Origin of the sequence: Bacillus sp. (in: firmicutes) (genome assembly GCA_017656295.1) — a bacterium.
GTDB lineage: Bacteria > Bacillota > Bacilli > Bacillales > JACDOC01 > JACDOC01.
In genome coordinates, this window is the sequence record JACDOC010000001.1 from 291,804 (window position 1) to 310,256 (window position 18,453).

The following is an 18,453-nucleotide window of genomic DNA, read 5'->3' on the forward strand; positions in this document are numbered from 1 at the left end:
TGATGACAAGTATTTTTTCACCTTCTAAAAATGGTATAATGTCGTTATGACGGGAATGAATTACATGTAAAAAAGGTGTTATTATATGAGAATAGGAATAGTAGGGAACTACGGACACGATAACAATGGCGATGAAGCCATTTTAACGGGAATTATTCAGCAACTTGTTGAGTATCAAGGAGTTCGGAAAGAAGATATAGTTGTATTTAGTAACTCTCCAGAAAAAACAGCGCAACAATACGGAGTCAAAGCAGTATATTTACTGAAAAAGAAAGGTAATTTCATTCGATCCGTAGGAAGTACGTTAAAGCAACATATACGTGTCGTCCAATCATTGGATGTTCTTATAGTAGGTGGCGGCGGGCTATTGATGGATATGTATAAAAGGGATGCTCCATTATATAGTTCCCTTGTTTTCATCGCCCGATTGCTACAGAAAAAAGTGATGATTTACGGAGTGGGTGCTGGTCCGATTCAAACCGCCCTAGGAAAGTGGTTAATTCGACAAATGGTACAGCTCTCCCACGCCGTTTTTGTGCGAGATGAAGATTCAAAGCAGTTGCTTCACCGTATAGGGGTAAGAAAAGAGATTCGCGTCATCGCTGATCCGGCTTTTACTTTACATAATGATGTAAAAAAAGAAGAGCGACCTGCGATTCGTCGCATTGGTGTAACGGCAGTACCGTATTTTAGTCATACGTACTGGCCTGTTGCCAATAAAGAAAAATATGGACAGTACGTAAAGAACATGGCACAAAATTTAGATACGCTCATTGAGCAGCTCGGAGCCGAAATTGTACTCTTTTCAACGAAATTTCCACAAGACGTACAAGTGACCGAACACATCTATGAGCAAATGGCTCATCAAGAGGCGGTCACTATTAAAAAAGATAATTTGACTCCCAAACGAATTTTGAAGGTATGTCAAGATGTAGATCTCGTGATCGGTACACGGCTTCATTCGTTAATTTTAGCAGTCGCTGCTGAAACACCAATCATCGGAATCGGTTATCATCCAAAGGTAAAAAGTTTTTTTGAAACGTTGAATTTATCGTCAATGTATGTTCCTATTGACGGATTGAAAGATTCGAATACATTATGGAATGTCATTACAAACGAGTATCATAATTGGAACGAAAAGCAACAGCAATTTCGCACCCTTTCCGAGCAAAAACGAAAGGAAGCCGTTCAAGGGATTCGCGTGATTGACCAGTTAGGAGAATAGGGGAAATACTCGATGAACAAAAAAGTACTTGTCATAACTAATATGTATCCAACAGAGCAACATAAAAGCTTTGGAATATTTGTGAAAAATCAAGTAGAAGAGCTTAAACGACAAGGGCTAGCTGTCGATGTCATCGCGATTACTGACCCTCAAAGCGGAAAAGTAAACGTGTTGAAAAAATATTTATTATGGACCATTCAAAATATCCTGATTTTCTTATTTAAAGGCTATCGATACGATGCTGTTCACGCGCATTATGTGTTTCCGAGCGGCGTATTTGCTTCCCTTTACAAAAAGCTTTGGAGGAAACGGATGATTGTCACCGCTCATGGCGGGGACATAGATAAAATGGCCCGTAAAAATGAGCGGATTTTTCGTTACACGAAAAAGATATTAACTTACGCAGATGAAGTTATTGCCGTCGGTGAGCAATTAAAACAAGAAATTATAAACGATTTTGGCATCCCATCGACAAAAGTTTCTGTCCTGAACATGGGAGTCAACCGACAAGTCTTTCAGCCGATGGACAAGTCATTGGCACGAGCAAACGTAGCAATTAAGGAACAAGCTTTATCTATCTTATTTGTCGGTAATATCATCAAACAAAAAGGGCTTCTAGAGTTAGTTGAAGCGCTTCATCAGCTGCGCCAAAAAGAAGTGGACGGACAATTATATATTATAGGTCCAGAAAAAGATGCGACATTCAAACAGGAACTGACAGAACGCATCGAACAATTACACGTCCAACCGTATGTTCACTTTTTAGGAGTCAAAACCCAACAAGAAATTGCGAAATGGATGGCTGCTGCTGATGTCTTTGTGCTGCCTTCACATATTGAAGGGTTTGGTCTTGTGGCGCTTGAGGCGATGTCGTGTGGAACACCGGTCGTCGGAACAAAAGTAGGCGGCTTGCAATACTTGTTGGCCAATGATACGGGTTGTTTAGTCGAGCCCAAAAATGCAGATTCTTTAGCTGCCGGCATTGAAAAAGTATGGATTGATAAGAATTACCGGCAAACGCTAATAGAAAACGGATTAAAAAAGGCCGAACAAAACGACGCGGCCTATTTAACGAGCGAAGTGAAAAAATTATATTTTCCTACTGGAGGGTAGGATATGAGTCGACAGAGAAAAAAGAAAGTGTTATTTATCTCTTCATTAGGGGGACATTTAACACAACTTTTACAGTTAAAACCTTTATTTGAGAAGTATGATTATCATATTGTTACGGAAAAATCCGTGATTACAAAAGAACTTAGCCATAAATACCCAATGTCTTTTTTAGTCTACGGGGCTAGAAACTATCCAATCCGTTACATCTTTAAATTCAGTTATAATATTCTTAAATCATTTTACCATTTTTTACGTATTCGGCCTGATGTCGTCGTCACAACTGGTGCTCATACGGCGGTTCCGATGTGTTATATTGCGAAACTTTTCGGTAAGAAAGTGATTTTTATTGAAAGCTTCGCAAAAACCTCGACGCCGACGATTTCTGGTCGTCTCGTATACCCAATTGCTGACCTGTTTATTATTCAGTGGGAAGGTATGAAAAAGCATTATCCAAAAGCTGTGTACGGAGGTTCAATCTATTGATTTTTGTGGTATTAGGTACGCATGAATTACCATTTACTCGTCTGTTAGAAGCAATTGATGAACAAATTGAACTTGGAAATATCAAAGAAGAAGTGATTGTACAAGTTGGTCATACACGCTATCGTTCGGACAACATGAAATTCATTAAATTTACAACGTACGAAGAAATGGAACGGTTGTATCGAGAAGCTCGTTTCATCATTACCCATGGGGGAACAGGATCCATTACGATGGGAGTAAAAATGGGGAAAAAGGTGATTGCGGTTCCACGACTTCTTAAATATGGCGAACATAATGATGATCATCAATTAGAAATCGTTAAGCAATTTTATGAGCTTGGACACATTTTATATTGGGACGAGCATCTCGATTTAGCGGACGTCCTTAAAAAAGTGAATGATTTTCAGCCCCGACCGTTTATTAGTAGCCGAACGAGAATTATCAAACTAATTGAAGATTTTATTGAAAACTTAGGCTAGGTATGGTGACTATGAAAAAAGCTTCCTTACTGAAAATTGTTGGAGCGGTCGCTGCCATCAATTTGTTGTCGAGGTTATTAGGCTTTTTACGAGAAGTATTGATAGGCTACCATCTTGGCACATCGACAGAGGCGGATAGCGTCATTACCGCTTTTACGATTCCCAATTTCCTGTATATGGTCGTTGGTGGGGCACTGACAACCGCCTTTATTAGTGTGTATCAAAAAGGAACAACCAAAGAAAAACAGGAACTTCAAGAAGTTATTTTTTCATATATATTCGTTATTTTTTCTGTTTTATCAGTGACGATGATTCTAGCTCCTCAGTGGTGGATTGGTATCTTTTTTCCTGGTCTTGATGATGAGGAATGGAAGCAAACGAGTCAATGGTTTCAAATGATGGGAGCGTCAAGTGTCTTTTTCGTGCTCTCGATGTATTTTTCAGGGGTATTAAACGTTCATGAAAAGTTTCGAGTTTCTGCTGTAGCCCCGTTGATCAATAATGCTCTTGTCTTACTTGTAGCTATTTTACTGTTTCCGTTGATCGGTGGTGCTGCTTATTCGTGGGGAGTATTACTTGGTTCGGTTGTCATGGCTTTTATTCTGTTTCGTTCTATTCGAGTCAATGACTTTTTTCAGCCTCGTTTAAGGTGGACCGTGGCCAATAAAGAGCTAATGAACCGGTACTTAAAAATAGCGGTGCCTATTTTATTAGGTGGGGCGACTTTACAATTTTATTTCCTTATGCAGCGCGTGTTTGCTTCTTATTTAGAAGATGGATTACTCGCTGCCTTGAACTATTCGTCAAAGCTCGTTCAGCTTCCACAAACGGTGTTAATGACGGCTGTCACAACGGTGATTTATCCGTTAATAACGAAAAAAATGGGTGAAGGAAAACAAGGGGAACTAGCTTCTATTTATCAAAAAGGAATTTCTATGCTTCTCTTTTTTATGATTCCGTTTAGTGTGTTACTGTATGTATTAGCCGAAGAAGTGATTACGGTCGTGTATGAATACGGTGCGTTTTCTTCTACGTCTACCGTCGTTACAGCACAATTGTTGGAAATATTTGTGATCGGGATGTTTGCCCATGCAGCGAATGTGTACGTCACTCGATTTTTTTATGCGGCTGAACAAGCGGTGTTTCCGGTGGTAAGTGGGATTTTATCTGTTTTTGGTGTGAACGTGGCTGTAGTCATGATGTTCATCCATTTGTATGAAGCCGAAGCAGTTGCATGGGGAACGACGATTGGTGCTTATGTACAACTCCTCATATTAGGAATGGTGGCGTGGAAAAAGTTTCATTACTCGTTTCAAACCGTAAAGCAAATAGGACAATGGTTCATCCTTGTCGGTGGACTATATGGGGTAACCTTAGCTCTTCATCATGGGCTCGGGTGGATTCCATCGGTATATGTTCAAGTCATCATTCTAAGTGGATTGACCTTACTTGTGTACGTTTGTTTCTGTCTATTGTTACGCCTAGATATTATGAATGAAGTCATCGCTAAATTAAAAAGAAAGGGGAGCTAACGGGAGATGAAAAGGTGCTGGGGTTGGTTATTGTTATTGTTATTGATGATGGTAGCTGCTGGCTGTAATAAACAAACGTTTGATGAAAAACCAAGTGTGAAAGCGGAAAAAAGCTTAGAAGCCGCGTCCACTGAATGGGTGGAAGAACAGCTTGAGCCAATTGAGGAGCAAGTAACCTCTGTTGACGATCGTCTTCAACAGTTGGAAGAACGAATCCAAAATTTACAAGGGAAAACAGTGACCCCATTTACGGATGTATCAACAAATTATTGGGCACATACAGAAATCATGACACTGTATGATTTAGGAATCATCAAAGGTTATCCAAAAGAAGGAAAATTTTATCCGGAGCGGACCTTAACTAGATATCAAGCGGCATCGATGTTAGTAAAAGCCTTGAAACTCCCGCTTAGCGAAGCTCCATCTGTTTTTAAAGACGTTTCCAATGATCATCCGGGCTTAAAGGAAATTATGGCGGTTTATGAGCACGGAATTTTTATTGGAAGCGATGGATATTTTATGCCTAATGAACCAATAAAACGACGCCATATGGCGATGGTGTTACAGCGGGCGTTTGATTTACAGGGAAACGACACTCCTTTTTCAGGGTATACGGATGTTTGTGAAGAAGTGGAAGGTTATGATGCGATTAAGGTGATTAGTCAGTTAGGAATTGCGAAAGGGTCGAACGGATATTTCAAACCAGAAGATCCAACGAAACGTTCCCATTTTTCCGCCTTTGTATATCGTACGCTGCAATATAAAGGGCAATTTTAAACAAACGTTTATTTAGTCGGCTAAGTTCTTTAAATGAGAGTAATGGTGACTTTAAACAAACGTTAAATTAGCCGGGGATGTTTTTTAAATGAGGGGAATCGTATCTTTTAAACAAACGTTTATATAAACGGGCAAGTTTTTAAATAAGAGGAATCATGGCTATTAAACAAACGTTTATTATAAAACTGACTATTTCCATTATGCTGTTTGCTTATCTTAACGCTTTCGAACACGCTTCACTGAAAAATAGAGCACCTGAATGTTGTCTAAAAAGCTAAAGTATTACTCATAAATATGGATTTTTTCCCATAAACGTCTAGCTATTTCCCATAAATCGGCTGTTTTTTCTCATAAATGTGGAATTATTTCTCAAAAAGAAGAAGTTTTGCTCATAAAAAAAGAATTTTCTCATAAAAAACGGAACACTAGAATTTCAACAGCTAAATTGTTGCTCATAAAATTGAATTTTTCCTCATAAAGCCAAAAATTCTCTTTACATATGTACGATGTACGCATAAAAATAACTTGGCAGTTGCCTTCGTCATAAGACTTGGACTGCCAAGTTTTTCTAATGTTTATGATGGATTCCAAGTCTTAACATCAATACCGGTATAATAATGTTTTAAAATGTCCTTAAATGTATATCCCTGCTCAGCCATGCCTCTTGCCCCCCATTGGCTCATGCCGAGCAAGTGTCCCCATCCGTCACCCGAGAATGTAAATGATTGAGGATAGGTCGGTACATAAACCACTCCATTAGTGAGCTTGACTGGTAACTGAATTTCGTGTTTGATTTTCTGTACCGCACCGTTCGCATCCATCATAGAATAACCCGTTAAATAATTCGTTTCCACAACAGATCCATCAGCAAGTTGAATAGAAGTCGTGGCGTCAGATGTAATCGAGAACTTTGTGCTTTTTAGTGTCACACCGAAGAAACTACGGAAGCGGTCGGGGTAAGGAACAAAGGTCGGTTTTAATGAAATGATCGACGTTGAGTCGGTTTGATGATCGAATATAACTGCTTCCATATTCGTCACTGCTTGGCTGACACCACGCTCTGAAATGCGTAAGTCTAATAACATTTGGTCATCGGTTAAATTAAGGCGTTGTTTAATGTTAGCTGTCGTGGCTGTCGTTTTCCAGTCGTAATGGTAATTGTTCGGATGTTGATCAAAAGGGTCGTTTACGCCTCGTAAATAAGGAACGGAACTAAGCCAAACGTTTTCACTATGTTCCGTATGACCCCCTGAGCTCGAATGGAACACCGCATCAATGGGCACATTATTGTAAAGAGCATATATGCCTTTTGTTTCGGCGACAGCTTGATTACTTCTCGAATGTTCACTTGATTTACCACCGTAAACTTGGCTAGCGACAGTCATTTCCAAATATCCTTTAGTTTTGTTTCGAGTCATTTGGGTATAAGCATATGTTCGAGCGGCTACTGCCTGAGCTTTTAACGCTTCTAAAGGCCAACTAGCAGGCATTTCGTTCGGAACGACACCTTGAACATAGCTTTCGATATCTAATCGATTAAAAAGAAGTGGAGATGACTCTCCTGGACGAATTTCCAATGATCCACGATAATGGACGTCTTTTGGACCATAAACTGTTTTAATGGTCGACACAATGACTTCGTTCGCATCGGATGAACGAATCTCTTGAATATTAAGTCCCTTTGTTGTGGCGCCGGTCTGTTTTCCGTAAGCGTAGAAGATGACACCATTTTCTTGTGAAATGGATATTGGTTCTGAAACTGGTATGATCGAGTTTGTTTCAATGTCTACCACTTGATAATCACCGAGAATGGTTAATGTAAACGAAGAAGAAGGGACAAGTTTCACTTTCACTTCTGGTTGATATGTAATGGGATTGGATGGTTCGGCGAACGCTTTAATTGGGTGCTTACTTAATATTAGAAGAAAAATCATCACACCTAATAGTTTGATTATTTTTTTCATTGTCACCATTCCTATTGATTATATTGTTGTTCTAGTTGTTCGAGCTCTTCTTCTAATTGTTGAACTTTTAATTCTAGTTCTTTGACCCGTTCAGAAAGAGGATTAACTTTGGATAGCACCCATTCAACGCTCGCAATAATCGGTTGTTCTGATGAGGCGGCGGCTTTCCATCCGATGGTAAAAGTTAATAGAAAAGTAGCGAAAAGCACGAGCCCTTTCTTTTTTTTCAACATGAAAGTCACTCCTTAAAAATATTTGTCTATTTGTCTATTATATCAAATGGCTCGCTTTTCGCAGTTAGGAGAATGTTAAAGTTGTAAATTACTTGAAATATTGCAGATTTTTATTTTATTGATTTTCCTAGTATGATATAATCCATCTTGTGTAACTTTTTCTAACTAATTTCGACAAATTGGATGGGAACTTAGGAAGAGATATACATAAAAGAGATGAAGTTCTTGTTTTTAGTTAACTGAAATGGGCAAGATACCTATTAAGGAGGGTCTACATGATTTATTTGACCTTGTTGCTTTGTTTTCTATGTTCAATAGTAGCAACTCCCTTGGTGAAAAAGCTCGCCTTTAAAGTTGGGGCTACTGATAAACCGAATCATCGAAAAGTTCATCAAAAAATTATGCCACGATTAGGTGGATTAGCCATATATATCAGTTTTATGGTAGGCGTTATAGTCTTACAACCATCAAATGTATATGCTCCCGCAATTTTGTTAGGTAGTTTCATCATTATTGTCACCGGAATGCTCGATGATATGATGGAATTATCAGCCAAAGTCAAATTAATGGGACAACTAGCGTCGGCTTTAGTTGTTGTGTTGTGGGGAGGAGTACAAGTTGAGTTCATTAACCTCCCGTTCGGTGGAGAAATTAACTTCGGGATGCTTAGTATTCCGTTAACGGTTTTATGGATCGTTGGTGTAACGAACGCCATTAACTTAATCGATGGATTAGACGGATTAGCTGCCGGTGTATCCTCCATCGCCCTATTTACGATTGTGGGTATGGCCCTTATTATGGGGAATGTTTACGTAGCGACCATTGCCGCCTTGTTATTAGCAAGTACGTTAGGCTTCCTCATTTATAATTTCCACCCAGCCAAAATTTTTATGGGAGATACAGGGGCATTGTTCTTAGGTTATATGATTTCTGTCCTTGCCTTACTAGGATTTAAAAACGTTACCGTTATTTCCTTTATTATCCCGATAATTATTCTTGGAGTTCCAATTTCCGACACGTTTTTTGCGATTATTCGCCGAATCGTTAACAAACAACCATTATCAGCTCCAGATAAATCACACCTACACCACTGCTTATTGCGATTAGGCTTTACTCATCGACAAACGGTGTTAATTATATACGCCATTTCCGCATTGTTTGGTCTCGCTGCCGTGATTTTTTCCCAAGCGACGATGTGGGGGGCAATGATTGTTATTGCGGTACTGTTGATTGCCATTGAATTGTTTGTTGAAAGTATTGGCCTAGTCGGAAAAAATTATCGACCATTGCTAAAATTAGTTCGTGCAAGAAAGTAATCAAAAAAGGATGTTCCGATGATTTGGAACATCCTTTTTTCATCTCCTTTATATGAATAGTGATCAGCATTTATGGAAATAAAAAAGGAAAGCATATTCGCTTTCCTTTAGTTTGTATCATTTTGAGCAACATCTTTCTGATCATCATGATCTTCGCGACTGGACACTTCTAAATGCGCTTTTAACGTTTCTTTTACGTTTTCTAAGTCTTCCTCGTCTAATTCGTAAATATAGCCAAGTCCGGATTGATAACCATCTGAACCTTTTAATGTTAATGACTCAATGTTTAACTCATTGGAAAGTCCATAACTAGCTAGTGATTTCATTTCAGAAAATTTCATGTTTGTTTTCATGTTATCGCCAATGGCTTCCATGACGTCGCCATATTTCGTAATGGCGTTCACCGAAATAGCTTTTTTCAAAATGGCTTTCATAATTTCCTGTTGACGCTTTCCGCGTTCGATGTCGTTATCTTTTTTACGCGTACGAGCTAATGCTAATGCTTCTTCCCCGTTTAATTTTTGCTCTCCTGGAAGTAAGTGAATTGCGTTATGTTTGTCCTCTGAATTTTTTTCGAAAATTTCATAAGGTACTTCCACCGTAATACCACCTAAGGCATCAACAACATCAATGAAAGCGTAAAAGTTCATACGAACGTAATAATCCACAGGAACGTCTAACAAGTTTTCGATCGTTTCAATCGTTGCTTTTGGACCCCCAAAATAATGTGCGTGATTAATACGTGTCTTGTACCCAACTTCAGGAATATAAACAAAAGAATCGCGTGGAATACTTAGCAATTTGACAGATTTTTGTTCTTTATTAAATGTTGCTAGTATTAATGCATCGGATCGAGTTTTTTCCCCGTAATTTCGCGATTTACTGTCATCTACTCCAATAAATAAAATTGAAATGTTATCCTCTTTCGGATCGACATCTTCATCACGTAAGTTCGATTTTTCACGGCCCTCGATTTCGGTATATGACTGATCAGCTACAGATTGTGCTTTGTAATACAAATACGCTCCGTAACCTGTTGTAGACAGTCCCAAAAGTAATATCGGAAAAATTAGAAACCAAAAGATTCGTCTTCTTTTAGCCTTCTTTTGTCTCCTTCTTAAATGTTGTCTATTCATTGTGAATGTCTAACTCCTTTATACAAATTTACGACAAATCATCCGAAAATAAAACAAATTTTTTAAACTAAAATTCATTTTACTATGAATTTATATATGGGTAAAATGAAATTTTCATTACAAACAATCCAGAAGTATGAAAAAGACTGGCCAGTATGCCAGTCTTTTACCTATCTACCTCTGTCTCCAAATACACCGTCTCTCCTTCCGTAATCACCGCTTGTCCGTTTGTGAGTTCGGTCATCCAGTCGGTGAAGGAAGCAGTTTGGTTTTCTTCGACATATGTTTCGATTTCGACTTGGTCGAGGTAGTGGATGTCTTTTATTTGATAAATCGATGAACGAAGCTCGTTTTCGACTTTTCCAAGCCATGTGTAATCAATTTTTGTATGCATAACCCGCATGAGTTTTCGTTCGACAACACCGGTTGCTTTGATTCCTTCGGAGGTTGCTTTTCCATATGCCCGAATGAGTCCGCCGGCACCGAGTTTAATGCCTCCGAAGTAGCGAGTAACCACAACGACGGTATCTTTTAAATCTTTCTTTTTCAGTACTTCTAGCATGGGAACTCCGGCGGTACCGCTTGGTTCTCCATCATCATTCGCTTTTTGAATTTGATTGTTTTCTCCAATCATATATGCAGAACAATTGTGAGTTGCGTCCCAGTGTTTCTTTTTGATTTCTTGAATAAATGTTTGAGCTTCTTCTTCGGTTTGTACACGGTTTACATAGGCAATAAACCTTGACTTTTGAATAACAATTTCGTGTTCGCCATAACCTTTTACCGTATAGTAACGAGGTAGCATTTCTGTTCACTCCTCAACTATTCTTTTGCCATTGTAAACGAGATTTTATTTTTCGACAACAAAAGTCATTCGATGAAGATACCATCAAAATTAATACAAAAATTTTAAAAATTAATACATTCCTATACAAAAATTAACATCATCATTTCATCATAACATAAAATTGCCCTGTATTGTAATTAAACTTTAATATTCGACAAAAATAGACATGTTATAATAGGATCTAGAAGGATCCGTTAAACAGGTTGCAGGTAAAAGTTCTCATGGATGACGGACATTATTCCTATATCAGTTAGTCCAAATAGCATATGTACATAGAGCAAAACTACTTCTTTTTACCGAAATTTGGTCTTTTTGGTTCAATTTCCATAGGAAAGAATAGTTTCCTCTTTTTTTTCCATGTACAATATTTGTAGCATCAGGCGATGGGGTTCATCGGAGGGAAAAGAATGAAAGTGGATAATGTCGATGTGAAGGCATTAGATAAAGTAGTCGATAAAATGATTCAAACTGTCGACCAAAGTAAAGATGAAATTTTTAATATAGGGGAACGTTGTCGACAAGATTACGAAGCGATCTCATTAGAGCTAGAAGAAGTTAAGAAAATGTTCGAACAGGTGATTGCAGAAGGAGAAGAGCTGGAAGTAAAGTCTCGATTAGCACGAAATCGCTTATCTGAAGTGAACAAAAATTTTCACCAATATACCGAAGAACAAGTACGTGAAGCATATGAGAAAGCACACGAATTTCATACGAAGCTTCAGATTAATCATCAAGTAGAAAAACAGCTGCGCGATCGGCGTGATGAATTGGAACGTCGTTTACGGTCACTTGAGCATACAATCGAACGGGCCGAACATTTAGTATCTCAAGTATCGGTTGTATTAAATTATTTACAGACGGACTTTAAACAAGTTGGTGAAATGATCAAAGATGCGAAGGAGAAAAAAGATTTTGGTTTACGCATCATTGAAGCTCAAGAAGAAGAAAGAAAACGTCTGTCGAGGGAAATTCATGATGGTCCAGCGCAAATGTTAGCGAATGTTCTTATGCGCTCAGATTTAATTGATCGAGTGTATCGGGAGCGGAGTCCAGAAGAAGCGTTAAAAGAAATTCGGAGCTTAAAACAGATGGTTCGATCGGCATTATATGAGGTGCGACGAATTATCTATGATTTGCGACCAATGGCACTGGATGACTTAGGCTTAATTCCTACCCTCAAAAAATATTTACAAACGATCGAAGAATATCATAAAGGGACAAAAATCCATTTTACGAATTATGGCTTAGAAACAAGACTTCCTCCAAATTATGAAGTAGCACTCTTTCGCTTGATTCAAGAGTCTGTACAAAATGCCCTTAAACACGCCCAAGCGCATGAGATCCAAGTAAAAGTCGATATTCAAAACCAGCAAGTGACCGCCGTTGTGAAAGATGATGGCAAAGGATTTGACCCTTCTGTGAAACAACCGAGTTCGTTCGGCATTATGGGAATGAAAGAACGGGTCGATTTGTTAGAAGGGGAATTGTCCATTCGTTCAAATATAGGCGTAGGAACGGTTGTATATATTCAAGTACCATTAAAGAAATGATCGTTGTTCAAACGTAGGGAGGCGAAAACAATGGCAATTAACATTGTCATTATCGATGATCATCAATTGTTCCGTGAAGGAATGAAACGTATCTTAGAATTTGAAGAAGAGTTTACCGTTGTTGCGGAAGGAAATGATGGTACCGAAGCGGTTCAACTCGTTGAAACATACCAACCAGATGTTGTGCTAATGGATATTAACATGCCTGATATGAATGGCATTGAAGCGACAAGACAGCTGATTGAAAAATTTCCAGAAACGAAAGTGATTATTTTATCGATTCATGACGATGAAAACTATGTAACGCACGCCTTAAAAACTGGAGCGATGGGTTATTTACTAAAAGAAATGGATTCTGAAACGTTAATTGAAGCGGTGAAAGTTGTATCAGAAGGTGGATCCTATTTACATCCGAAAGTGACGAGAAACTTACTGAACGAATTTCGACGCCTGGTGGCTCATGGGGAAGAAAAGAAACAAAACACGCAATTTCACCAAACGGAAGTTCGTCGTCCGCTTCACCTATTAACGCGTCGGGAATGTGAAGTATTGCAACTGTTAGCGGATGGAAAAAGTAATCGTGCTATCGGTGAAGCGTTATATATCAGTGAAAAAACGGTGAAAAACCACGTTAGTAATATTTTACAAAAAATGAATGTGAACGACCGTACTCAAGCGGTTGTTATGGCCATTAAAAACGGTTGGGTGGAGGTTCGGTAAAAATAATACGCCCTATTTCCAAAATTGGAAAGGGCGTTTTTTTATGTGGGAAAATTTACGGCCGTCTGCGAGCAAAATCAACGAAACGAAATTTATCCAACCGGTGGCGTGATTCGGTATATTGAAACAGCGTCACGTCTTCTAAATACACGTAGTTTTTTACGACAACAATATGTGTATCATTTCCGATATCTAAATATTGGCGGTCCTCATCTGTACAGCGTTCCACGACAATTTCTTTTTTGGCAAAGCTAATAGTCAAACCGAGATCGTTTTCCAAGTATTCGTAAATCGATTGTTCACATATTTCTTTGGACAAATAAGGAACGTGCTTTTTCAAGAAGAAGTCTTTGTCTAAAATAATCCGCTCTCCTTGAATTTCACGTGCCCGAATGACTTTCCATACTTCATCGTCTGGAGACGCTTGTAATTGATTTTGAAGCCAAGTGTCAGGCTGTTGGAGACCAAATTCATACACAATCGTTCGAGATTGTCGTCCGAGCGATTTTTGTAATTCTTTAAAGCTTACCAGTCCCGATATGGGAAAACTAAACTTTGATACATCCAGGACAATGGACCCTTTTCCACGCACTTTTTGAATATACCCGTTTTGTGAGAGTAAATGTAATGCCTTCCGAATTGTTTCACGGGATGTGTCGTAAAGGTCGGCTAATTCATTTTCCGATGGCAAGATGTCCATCGGATGATACGTGCCTTTTTGTATTTGGTCGGCTAAATCTTGATAAATCGTTAAATATTTTTTCACAGTCATTTCAATCACCACCCTTATTTTATCATAATCCCCATGGTAAAATGTGAAGGACTAAGTGGAAGAAAGGAAGATGATTCGATGGTTCGAAAATATATCGTGCCGGTTCTTGTTGGCATGACGCTGCTAACGGCATGTAATAATGAAGGAACGGAACCTTCCGTTAAAGAGACTGATAAAGCAAAAACGACGTTACCAGCCCCACCGATTGAAGAAGCTGATATTCCTGAAGAAGAGAAAACGGCTCTTTTAGCCGTATTTCAACAGCATATAGACGCCTTTAATGCCGAAGATGTAGAGCGATATATGGACACTATTTCGAAAAAGCCATTATCGTTCGATTATGACGAAGAGAAGGTGTATGTTCAAAACGTGTTTGACGACTATGATATTACACTCAATCCACAACACGTGACGATTATTGAGTATACGAACAATAAAGCCAGCATTTTTGCTGAAATGCATACGGTCACAAAAGACGATGCTGGAAACGAAATCGAAGACGTCGCCCGCCAAGTCACCATGTTTCGTAAAGACGACGGAGAGTGGAAAATTGTCGCGACATTTGCGATGGATGCGGGAGAGAATAAATAGAAGATCGTAGTGGTGATATGAGCCGAAACCTATGGGCTGAATCAACTTTTATGAGCCCCAAATAGCTTTCTATGAGTCATACGGCTGTCTACGTGCCAAATTCTAATTCCTATGAGCCAAATTGAGGTGCTATGAGCCAAACTCTAACACCTATGAGCCAAATCGAGTTGTCTATGTAACGAATTCCAATTCCTATAAGCCAATCTAGTAATCTATGTACCAAACTTCAACTCCTATAAGCCCATTTAAGCCATCTATGTACCCAGGATGCGTTATTTAAGTTAATTGTGCCGTATACGTTCATCTAAATGAAAAAGGAGCAGCTCCGATAGGGAGTCTGCTCCTTTCTTTTTTATTTCGTTAAACGATAAATAATGGATTCGTACGGACGTAAGTTCACGCGCTTAAAATCGAGAGAAGAGTCTTTGTAGTTAGAAAGTAAAATTTCTGCTTGATAGTCGCTTACGTCGTAGTCGTTTGGTAGTTCGAATACTGTTTCTTTACCGTAGAAGTTGTTGACAACGAGTAGCTTTTCATTATCTCCGTGACGGAAGTACGCGAAAATGTCTGGATGGTCTTTTAAAATTAATTCGAACGTTCCATCCGTAATGATGTCATACGTTTTCCGTAATTGGATGAGTTTTTGATAATGATAGAAGACGGAGTCTCGGTCTTTTAACGCTTCTTCTACGTTAATTGTTTGATAGTTTTTCGCAACGTCAATCCAAGGTGTTCCTGTTGTAAAGCCTCCATGTTTTGAACTGTTCCATTGTACCGGTGTGCGTGAGTTGTCACGCGATTTTTGTTGTAAGATAGCGAGCACTTCTTCTTCGCTCTTTCCTTGTTCGCGTAAAATTTTATACATGTTATGCGACTCGACATCGCGATACTCGTCAATGGACGTAAACTTTGGATTCGTCATTCCGATTTCTTCCCCTTGGTAAATGTATGGGGTTCCTTTCATCATATGAATCGTTGTAGCAAGCATTTTGGCAGATTCTTTGTGATACTTTTCATCGTCACCATAACGAGAGACAATGCGCGGTTGGTCATGGTTGCACCAGAACAGAGCGTTCCAGCCACCGCCTTTATCCATTTCCACTTGCCATGTCGCTAAAATGTCCTTCAGTTTTAAGAAATCGAAATCAGCGATTGTCCATTTGTCACCGTTAGGATAATCGACTTTTAAGTGGTGGAAGTTAAACGTCATATTTAACTCTTGACGCTCTGGATTCGTGTACTTAATGCAATGGTCAATCGTTGTCGATGACATTTCACCAACGGTCATCATGTCATATTTCGAAAACACTTCTTGGTTCATTTCGTGCATAAATTCGTGAACGCGAGGACCGTCCGTGTAAAATTTACGGCCATCTCCAGGAGGTACTGAGCCGTCGTCATCAAGGAAACGTTGGTCTTTTGAAATTAAGTTAATGACGTCGAGACGGAAGCCATCCACACCTTTTTGAAGCCAGAAGTGCATCATCTCGTACACTTTTTTACGAACTTCTTCGTTTTCCCAGTTTAAGTCCGCTTGGGTGACGTCAAATAAGTGTAAATAATATTGTCCCGTTTTTTCATCGTATTCCCAAGAGGAACCACCGAATTTGGATTGCCAGTTCGTTGGTTCAGAACCGTCTTCTTTCGGATCTTTCCAAATGTAAAAATCGCGGTACGGATTATCTTTTGACGATTTTGCTTGCTGGAACCATTCGTGATCCGTTGACGTATGGTTCACCACGATATCCATAATAATTTTAATGCCACGCTTATGCGCTTCATCCAATAGTTCGTCAAAATCTTCCATCGTTCCGTATTCTTCATGAATCGCGTAATAATCGCTGATATCATAGCCGTTATCTCGTTGTGGAGACTTGTAAATCGGTGTGAGCCAGATCACGTCGACGCCTAATTCTTTTAAGTAATCTAACTTTTCTGTAATCCCTCTTAAATCACCGACACCATTTCCGGTTGTATCGTTAAAGCTTTTCGGATAAATTTGGTACACAACTGCTTTTTTCCACCAAGGTTGTTGTTTCATGTTTATCACCTTCTATTTAGTTTTGTGATACATTGAGCAAATATGAAAATGGCAAAAGGGGAGAGCGTATGGCTTCCCCTTTCAATGAATTATGCAGTTTTGTTTCCTTTTACTTTTGCCCAAATAAACGTAAGCGTAAATGGAACAATTAACACAATCGCCATGCCGACGAAGAAGACGCCCCAGTATTCGTGAATAATGGATAAGAATCCTGGTAAACCTCCAACACCAATGGAGAACGCCTTTACATGATTGATAGACAATAGCACACCGGCAATCGCAGAACCGATGAGGGCGCTAATGAATGGGTAGCGATAACGTAGGTTCACACCGAACATCGCTGGCTCGGTAATTCCTAAAAACGCGGAAATCGCTGATGTTAAAGACAGGCCTTTTAGTTTTTCATTTCCTTTCTCTACAAACATCATTGCAAAGGCAGCCGAACCTTGAGCGATGTTAGATAACGCGAGCATCGGCCATAAGAACGTACCGCCAGCCGTTGTCACTAATTGAATATCGACCGCTAAGAACGTATGGTGCATACCTGTGACAACGAGTACCGCGTATAAACCACCGTAAATGAGTCCACCAAGTGCGGCGAACTGATCGAAAATCGCAACAACGCCATCAGTTAATAAGTTTCCTAACCAGAAGGTAACCGGTCCGATAACTAAGAATGATGCAAAACCAGTAACAAGAAGTGCGACTGGAGCCACAACAAGCAATTTAATCGTGTCGTGTACGCGTTTGTTTAAAAAGATTTCAATTTTTGCAAGTAAATAGGATGCGACTAGGATTGGTAACACTTGTCCTTGGTAACCAACCTTTTGAATTTCTAAACCGAAAATGTTCCAGTATGGAATCGTACCTTCTGTCTTAGCGGAAGAGTACGCCCATGCGTTTAGCAGGTCAGGGTGTACGAGCATAAGTCCGAGTACGATACCAAGTAATGGGCTACCTCCAAATTTTTTCACGGCTGACCAACCAATAAGACCCGGTAAGAAGACGAATGCTGTATTCGCAATTAAGTTAATAATGCTCGCGAAGTCAGCCCAGTTTTGATGCACTTCAATAAAAGATTGGCCATCATAGAAAATGTCTTTTCCGGTAAGAATATTGTTAATACCCATTAATAGACCGGCTGTAACGATTGCTGGCAAAATCGGAATGAAAATATCCGCTAATGTTTTAATGATACGTTGAACCGGATTAAGCTTTTTCTCTGTTTCGTTTTTAATGTCTTGTTTCGTTGCTCGTGCGATTCCTGTTTGTTCCACAAGTTCGTTGTATACTTTGTCAACAAGTCCTTGTCCAATAACGACTTGGAATTGTCCGTTTGTTGAGAACGAACCTTTCACGATGTCAATGGACTCTAATTTTTCTTTATCGACTTTTCCTTCGTCTTTTAAAGCAAAACGAAGACGGGTGACGCAATGACTAGCTGCGGCAATATTGTCTTTACCACCAATTGCGTCAACAATTTGACGAACGCTTTCTTTATTGACGCTCATGTTATTCCCTCCTATAAGTTCTCTTATATAAAAAGCGGTTACAAAACTAGGTCTTTGGTTGTATATACAAGTTGCATAATTATCGTACACCTGTATATACAAGTTGTCAACAAAAAATTAAAACGTTTTCAAAATTGACACATTAGGAAAGATAGCGTTTACA

Annotated in this window: 17 protein-coding genes; 10 read left to right on the forward strand and 7 right to left on the reverse strand. The window is 39.1% G+C overall.

Going from position 1 to position 18,453, the window contains the following annotated elements:
- Positions 1–85 precede the first annotated feature (85 nt).
- Genes H0Z31_01415 through H0Z31_01440 form a run of 6 tightly spaced genes read left to right on the forward strand, consistent with a single transcriptional unit; the run spans position 86 to position 5,609 of the window.
- Entirely contained in the window at positions 86–1,225 is a 1,140-nt protein-coding gene (locus H0Z31_01415) for a polysaccharide pyruvyl transferase family protein (GenBank protein MBO8176096.1), read from the forward strand.
- Positions 1,226–1,267: 42 nt separating this feature from the next.
- Positions 1,268–2,338 (forward strand): glycosyltransferase, encoded by a 1,071-nt coding sequence (locus tag H0Z31_01420; protein ID MBO8176097.1) that lies wholly within the window; start codon positions 1,268–1,270, stop codon positions 2,336–2,338.
- Positions 2,339–2,341: 3 nt separating this feature from the next.
- On the forward strand, positions 2,342–2,821 hold the full coding sequence (locus tag H0Z31_01425) for a polysaccharide biosynthesis protein (protein MBO8176098.1): 480 nt from the start codon (positions 2,342–2,344) through the stop codon (positions 2,819–2,821).
- Positions 2,818–3,300 (forward strand): exopolysaccharide biosynthesis protein, encoded by a 483-nt coding sequence (locus tag H0Z31_01430; protein MBO8176099.1) that lies wholly within the window; start codon positions 2,818–2,820, stop codon positions 3,298–3,300. Before H0Z31_01425 ends, H0Z31_01430 begins: the two co-directional genes overlap by 4 nt.
- An 11-nt stretch (positions 3,301–3,311) precedes the next feature.
- A complete protein-coding gene (gene murJ, locus H0Z31_01435) occupies positions 3,312–4,832 on the forward strand; it encodes a murein biosynthesis integral membrane protein MurJ (protein ID MBO8176100.1) in 1,521 nt (506 codons plus the stop codon).
- A 6-nt stretch (positions 4,833–4,838) separates the two neighbouring features.
- Positions 4,839–5,609: an S-layer homology domain-containing protein gene (locus H0Z31_01440; protein MBO8176101.1), complete on the forward strand. Its 771-nt coding sequence runs from the start codon at positions 4,839–4,841 to the stop codon at positions 5,607–5,609.
- A 575-nt stretch (positions 5,610–6,184) separates the two neighbouring features.
- Here the strand turns inward: H0Z31_01440 and H0Z31_01445 are convergent.
- Both H0Z31_01445 and H0Z31_01450 read right to left on the reverse strand, forming a co-directional pair.
- Positions 6,185–7,573, reverse strand: coding sequence for a SpoIID/LytB domain-containing protein (locus H0Z31_01445; GenBank protein ID MBO8176102.1), 1,389 nt, complete (start codon positions 7,571–7,573; stop codon positions 6,185–6,187).
- A gap of 11 nt (positions 7,574–7,584) precedes the next feature.
- Positions 7,585–7,806, reverse strand: coding sequence for a hypothetical protein (locus H0Z31_01450; GenBank protein ID MBO8176103.1), 222 nt, complete (start codon positions 7,804–7,806; stop codon positions 7,585–7,587).
- A 275-nt stretch (positions 7,807–8,081) separates the two neighbouring features.
- On the opposite strand from H0Z31_01450, the gene H0Z31_01455 reads away from it, so the two are divergent.
- The gene (locus H0Z31_01455; GenBank protein ID MBO8176104.1) at positions 8,082–9,122 is read left to right on the forward strand and encodes an undecaprenyl/decaprenyl-phosphate alpha-N-acetylglucosaminyl 1-phosphate transferase; all 1,041 of its coding nucleotides are present in this window, start codon (positions 8,082–8,084) and stop codon (positions 9,120–9,122) included.
- Between the two features lie 107 nt (positions 9,123–9,229).
- On the opposite strand, the gene H0Z31_01460 is transcribed toward H0Z31_01455, so the two are convergent.
- Together H0Z31_01460 and H0Z31_01465 are read right to left on the reverse strand one after the other, a co-directional pair.
- The gene (locus tag H0Z31_01460; GenBank protein ID MBO8176105.1) at positions 9,230–10,258 is read right to left on the reverse strand and encodes an LCP family protein; all 1,029 of its coding nucleotides are present in this window, start codon (positions 10,256–10,258) and stop codon (positions 9,230–9,232) included.
- Between the two features lie 166 nt (positions 10,259–10,424).
- Positions 10,425–11,063, reverse strand: coding sequence for a YigZ family protein (locus H0Z31_01465; GenBank protein ID MBO8176106.1), 639 nt, complete (start codon positions 11,061–11,063; stop codon positions 10,425–10,427).
- A gap of 449 nt (positions 11,064–11,512) precedes the next feature.
- On the opposite strand from H0Z31_01465, the gene H0Z31_01470 reads away from it, so the two are divergent.
- Entirely contained in the window at positions 11,513–12,655 is a 1,143-nt protein-coding gene (locus tag H0Z31_01470) for a sensor histidine kinase (GenBank protein ID MBO8176107.1), read from the forward strand.
- Between the two features lie 30 nt (positions 12,656–12,685).
- Positions 12,686–13,375: a response regulator transcription factor gene (locus tag H0Z31_01475; GenBank protein ID MBO8176108.1), complete on the forward strand. Its 690-nt coding sequence runs from the start codon at positions 12,686–12,688 to the stop codon at positions 13,373–13,375.
- A 55-nt stretch (positions 13,376–13,430) separates the two neighbouring features.
- Here H0Z31_01475 and treR read toward each other — a convergent pair whose 3' ends face one another.
- On the reverse strand, positions 13,431–14,147 hold the full coding sequence (gene treR, locus H0Z31_01480) for a trehalose operon repressor (GenBank protein MBO8176109.1): 717 nt from the start codon (positions 14,145–14,147) through the stop codon (positions 13,431–13,433).
- Positions 14,148–14,225: 78 nt separating this feature from the next.
- Here treR and H0Z31_01485 point away from each other — a divergent pair, with 78 nt between their 5' ends.
- The gene (locus H0Z31_01485) at positions 14,226–14,738 is read left to right on the forward strand and encodes a nuclear transport factor 2 family protein (GenBank protein MBO8176110.1); all 513 of its coding nucleotides are present in this window, start codon (positions 14,226–14,228) and stop codon (positions 14,736–14,738) included.
- A gap of 352 nt (positions 14,739–15,090) precedes the next feature.
- Here the strand turns inward: H0Z31_01485 and treC are convergent, their stop codons facing one another.
- Positions 15,091–16,779 (reverse strand): alpha,alpha-phosphotrehalase, encoded by a 1,689-nt coding sequence (gene treC / locus H0Z31_01490; protein ID MBO8176111.1) that lies wholly within the window; start codon positions 16,777–16,779, stop codon positions 15,091–15,093.
- 89 nt (positions 16,780–16,868) lie between these two features.
- Entirely contained in the window at positions 16,869–18,290 is a 1,422-nt protein-coding gene (gene treP / locus H0Z31_01495; protein MBO8176112.1) for a PTS system trehalose-specific EIIBC component, read from the reverse strand.
- Between the last annotated feature and the right edge of the window lie 163 nt (positions 18,291–18,453).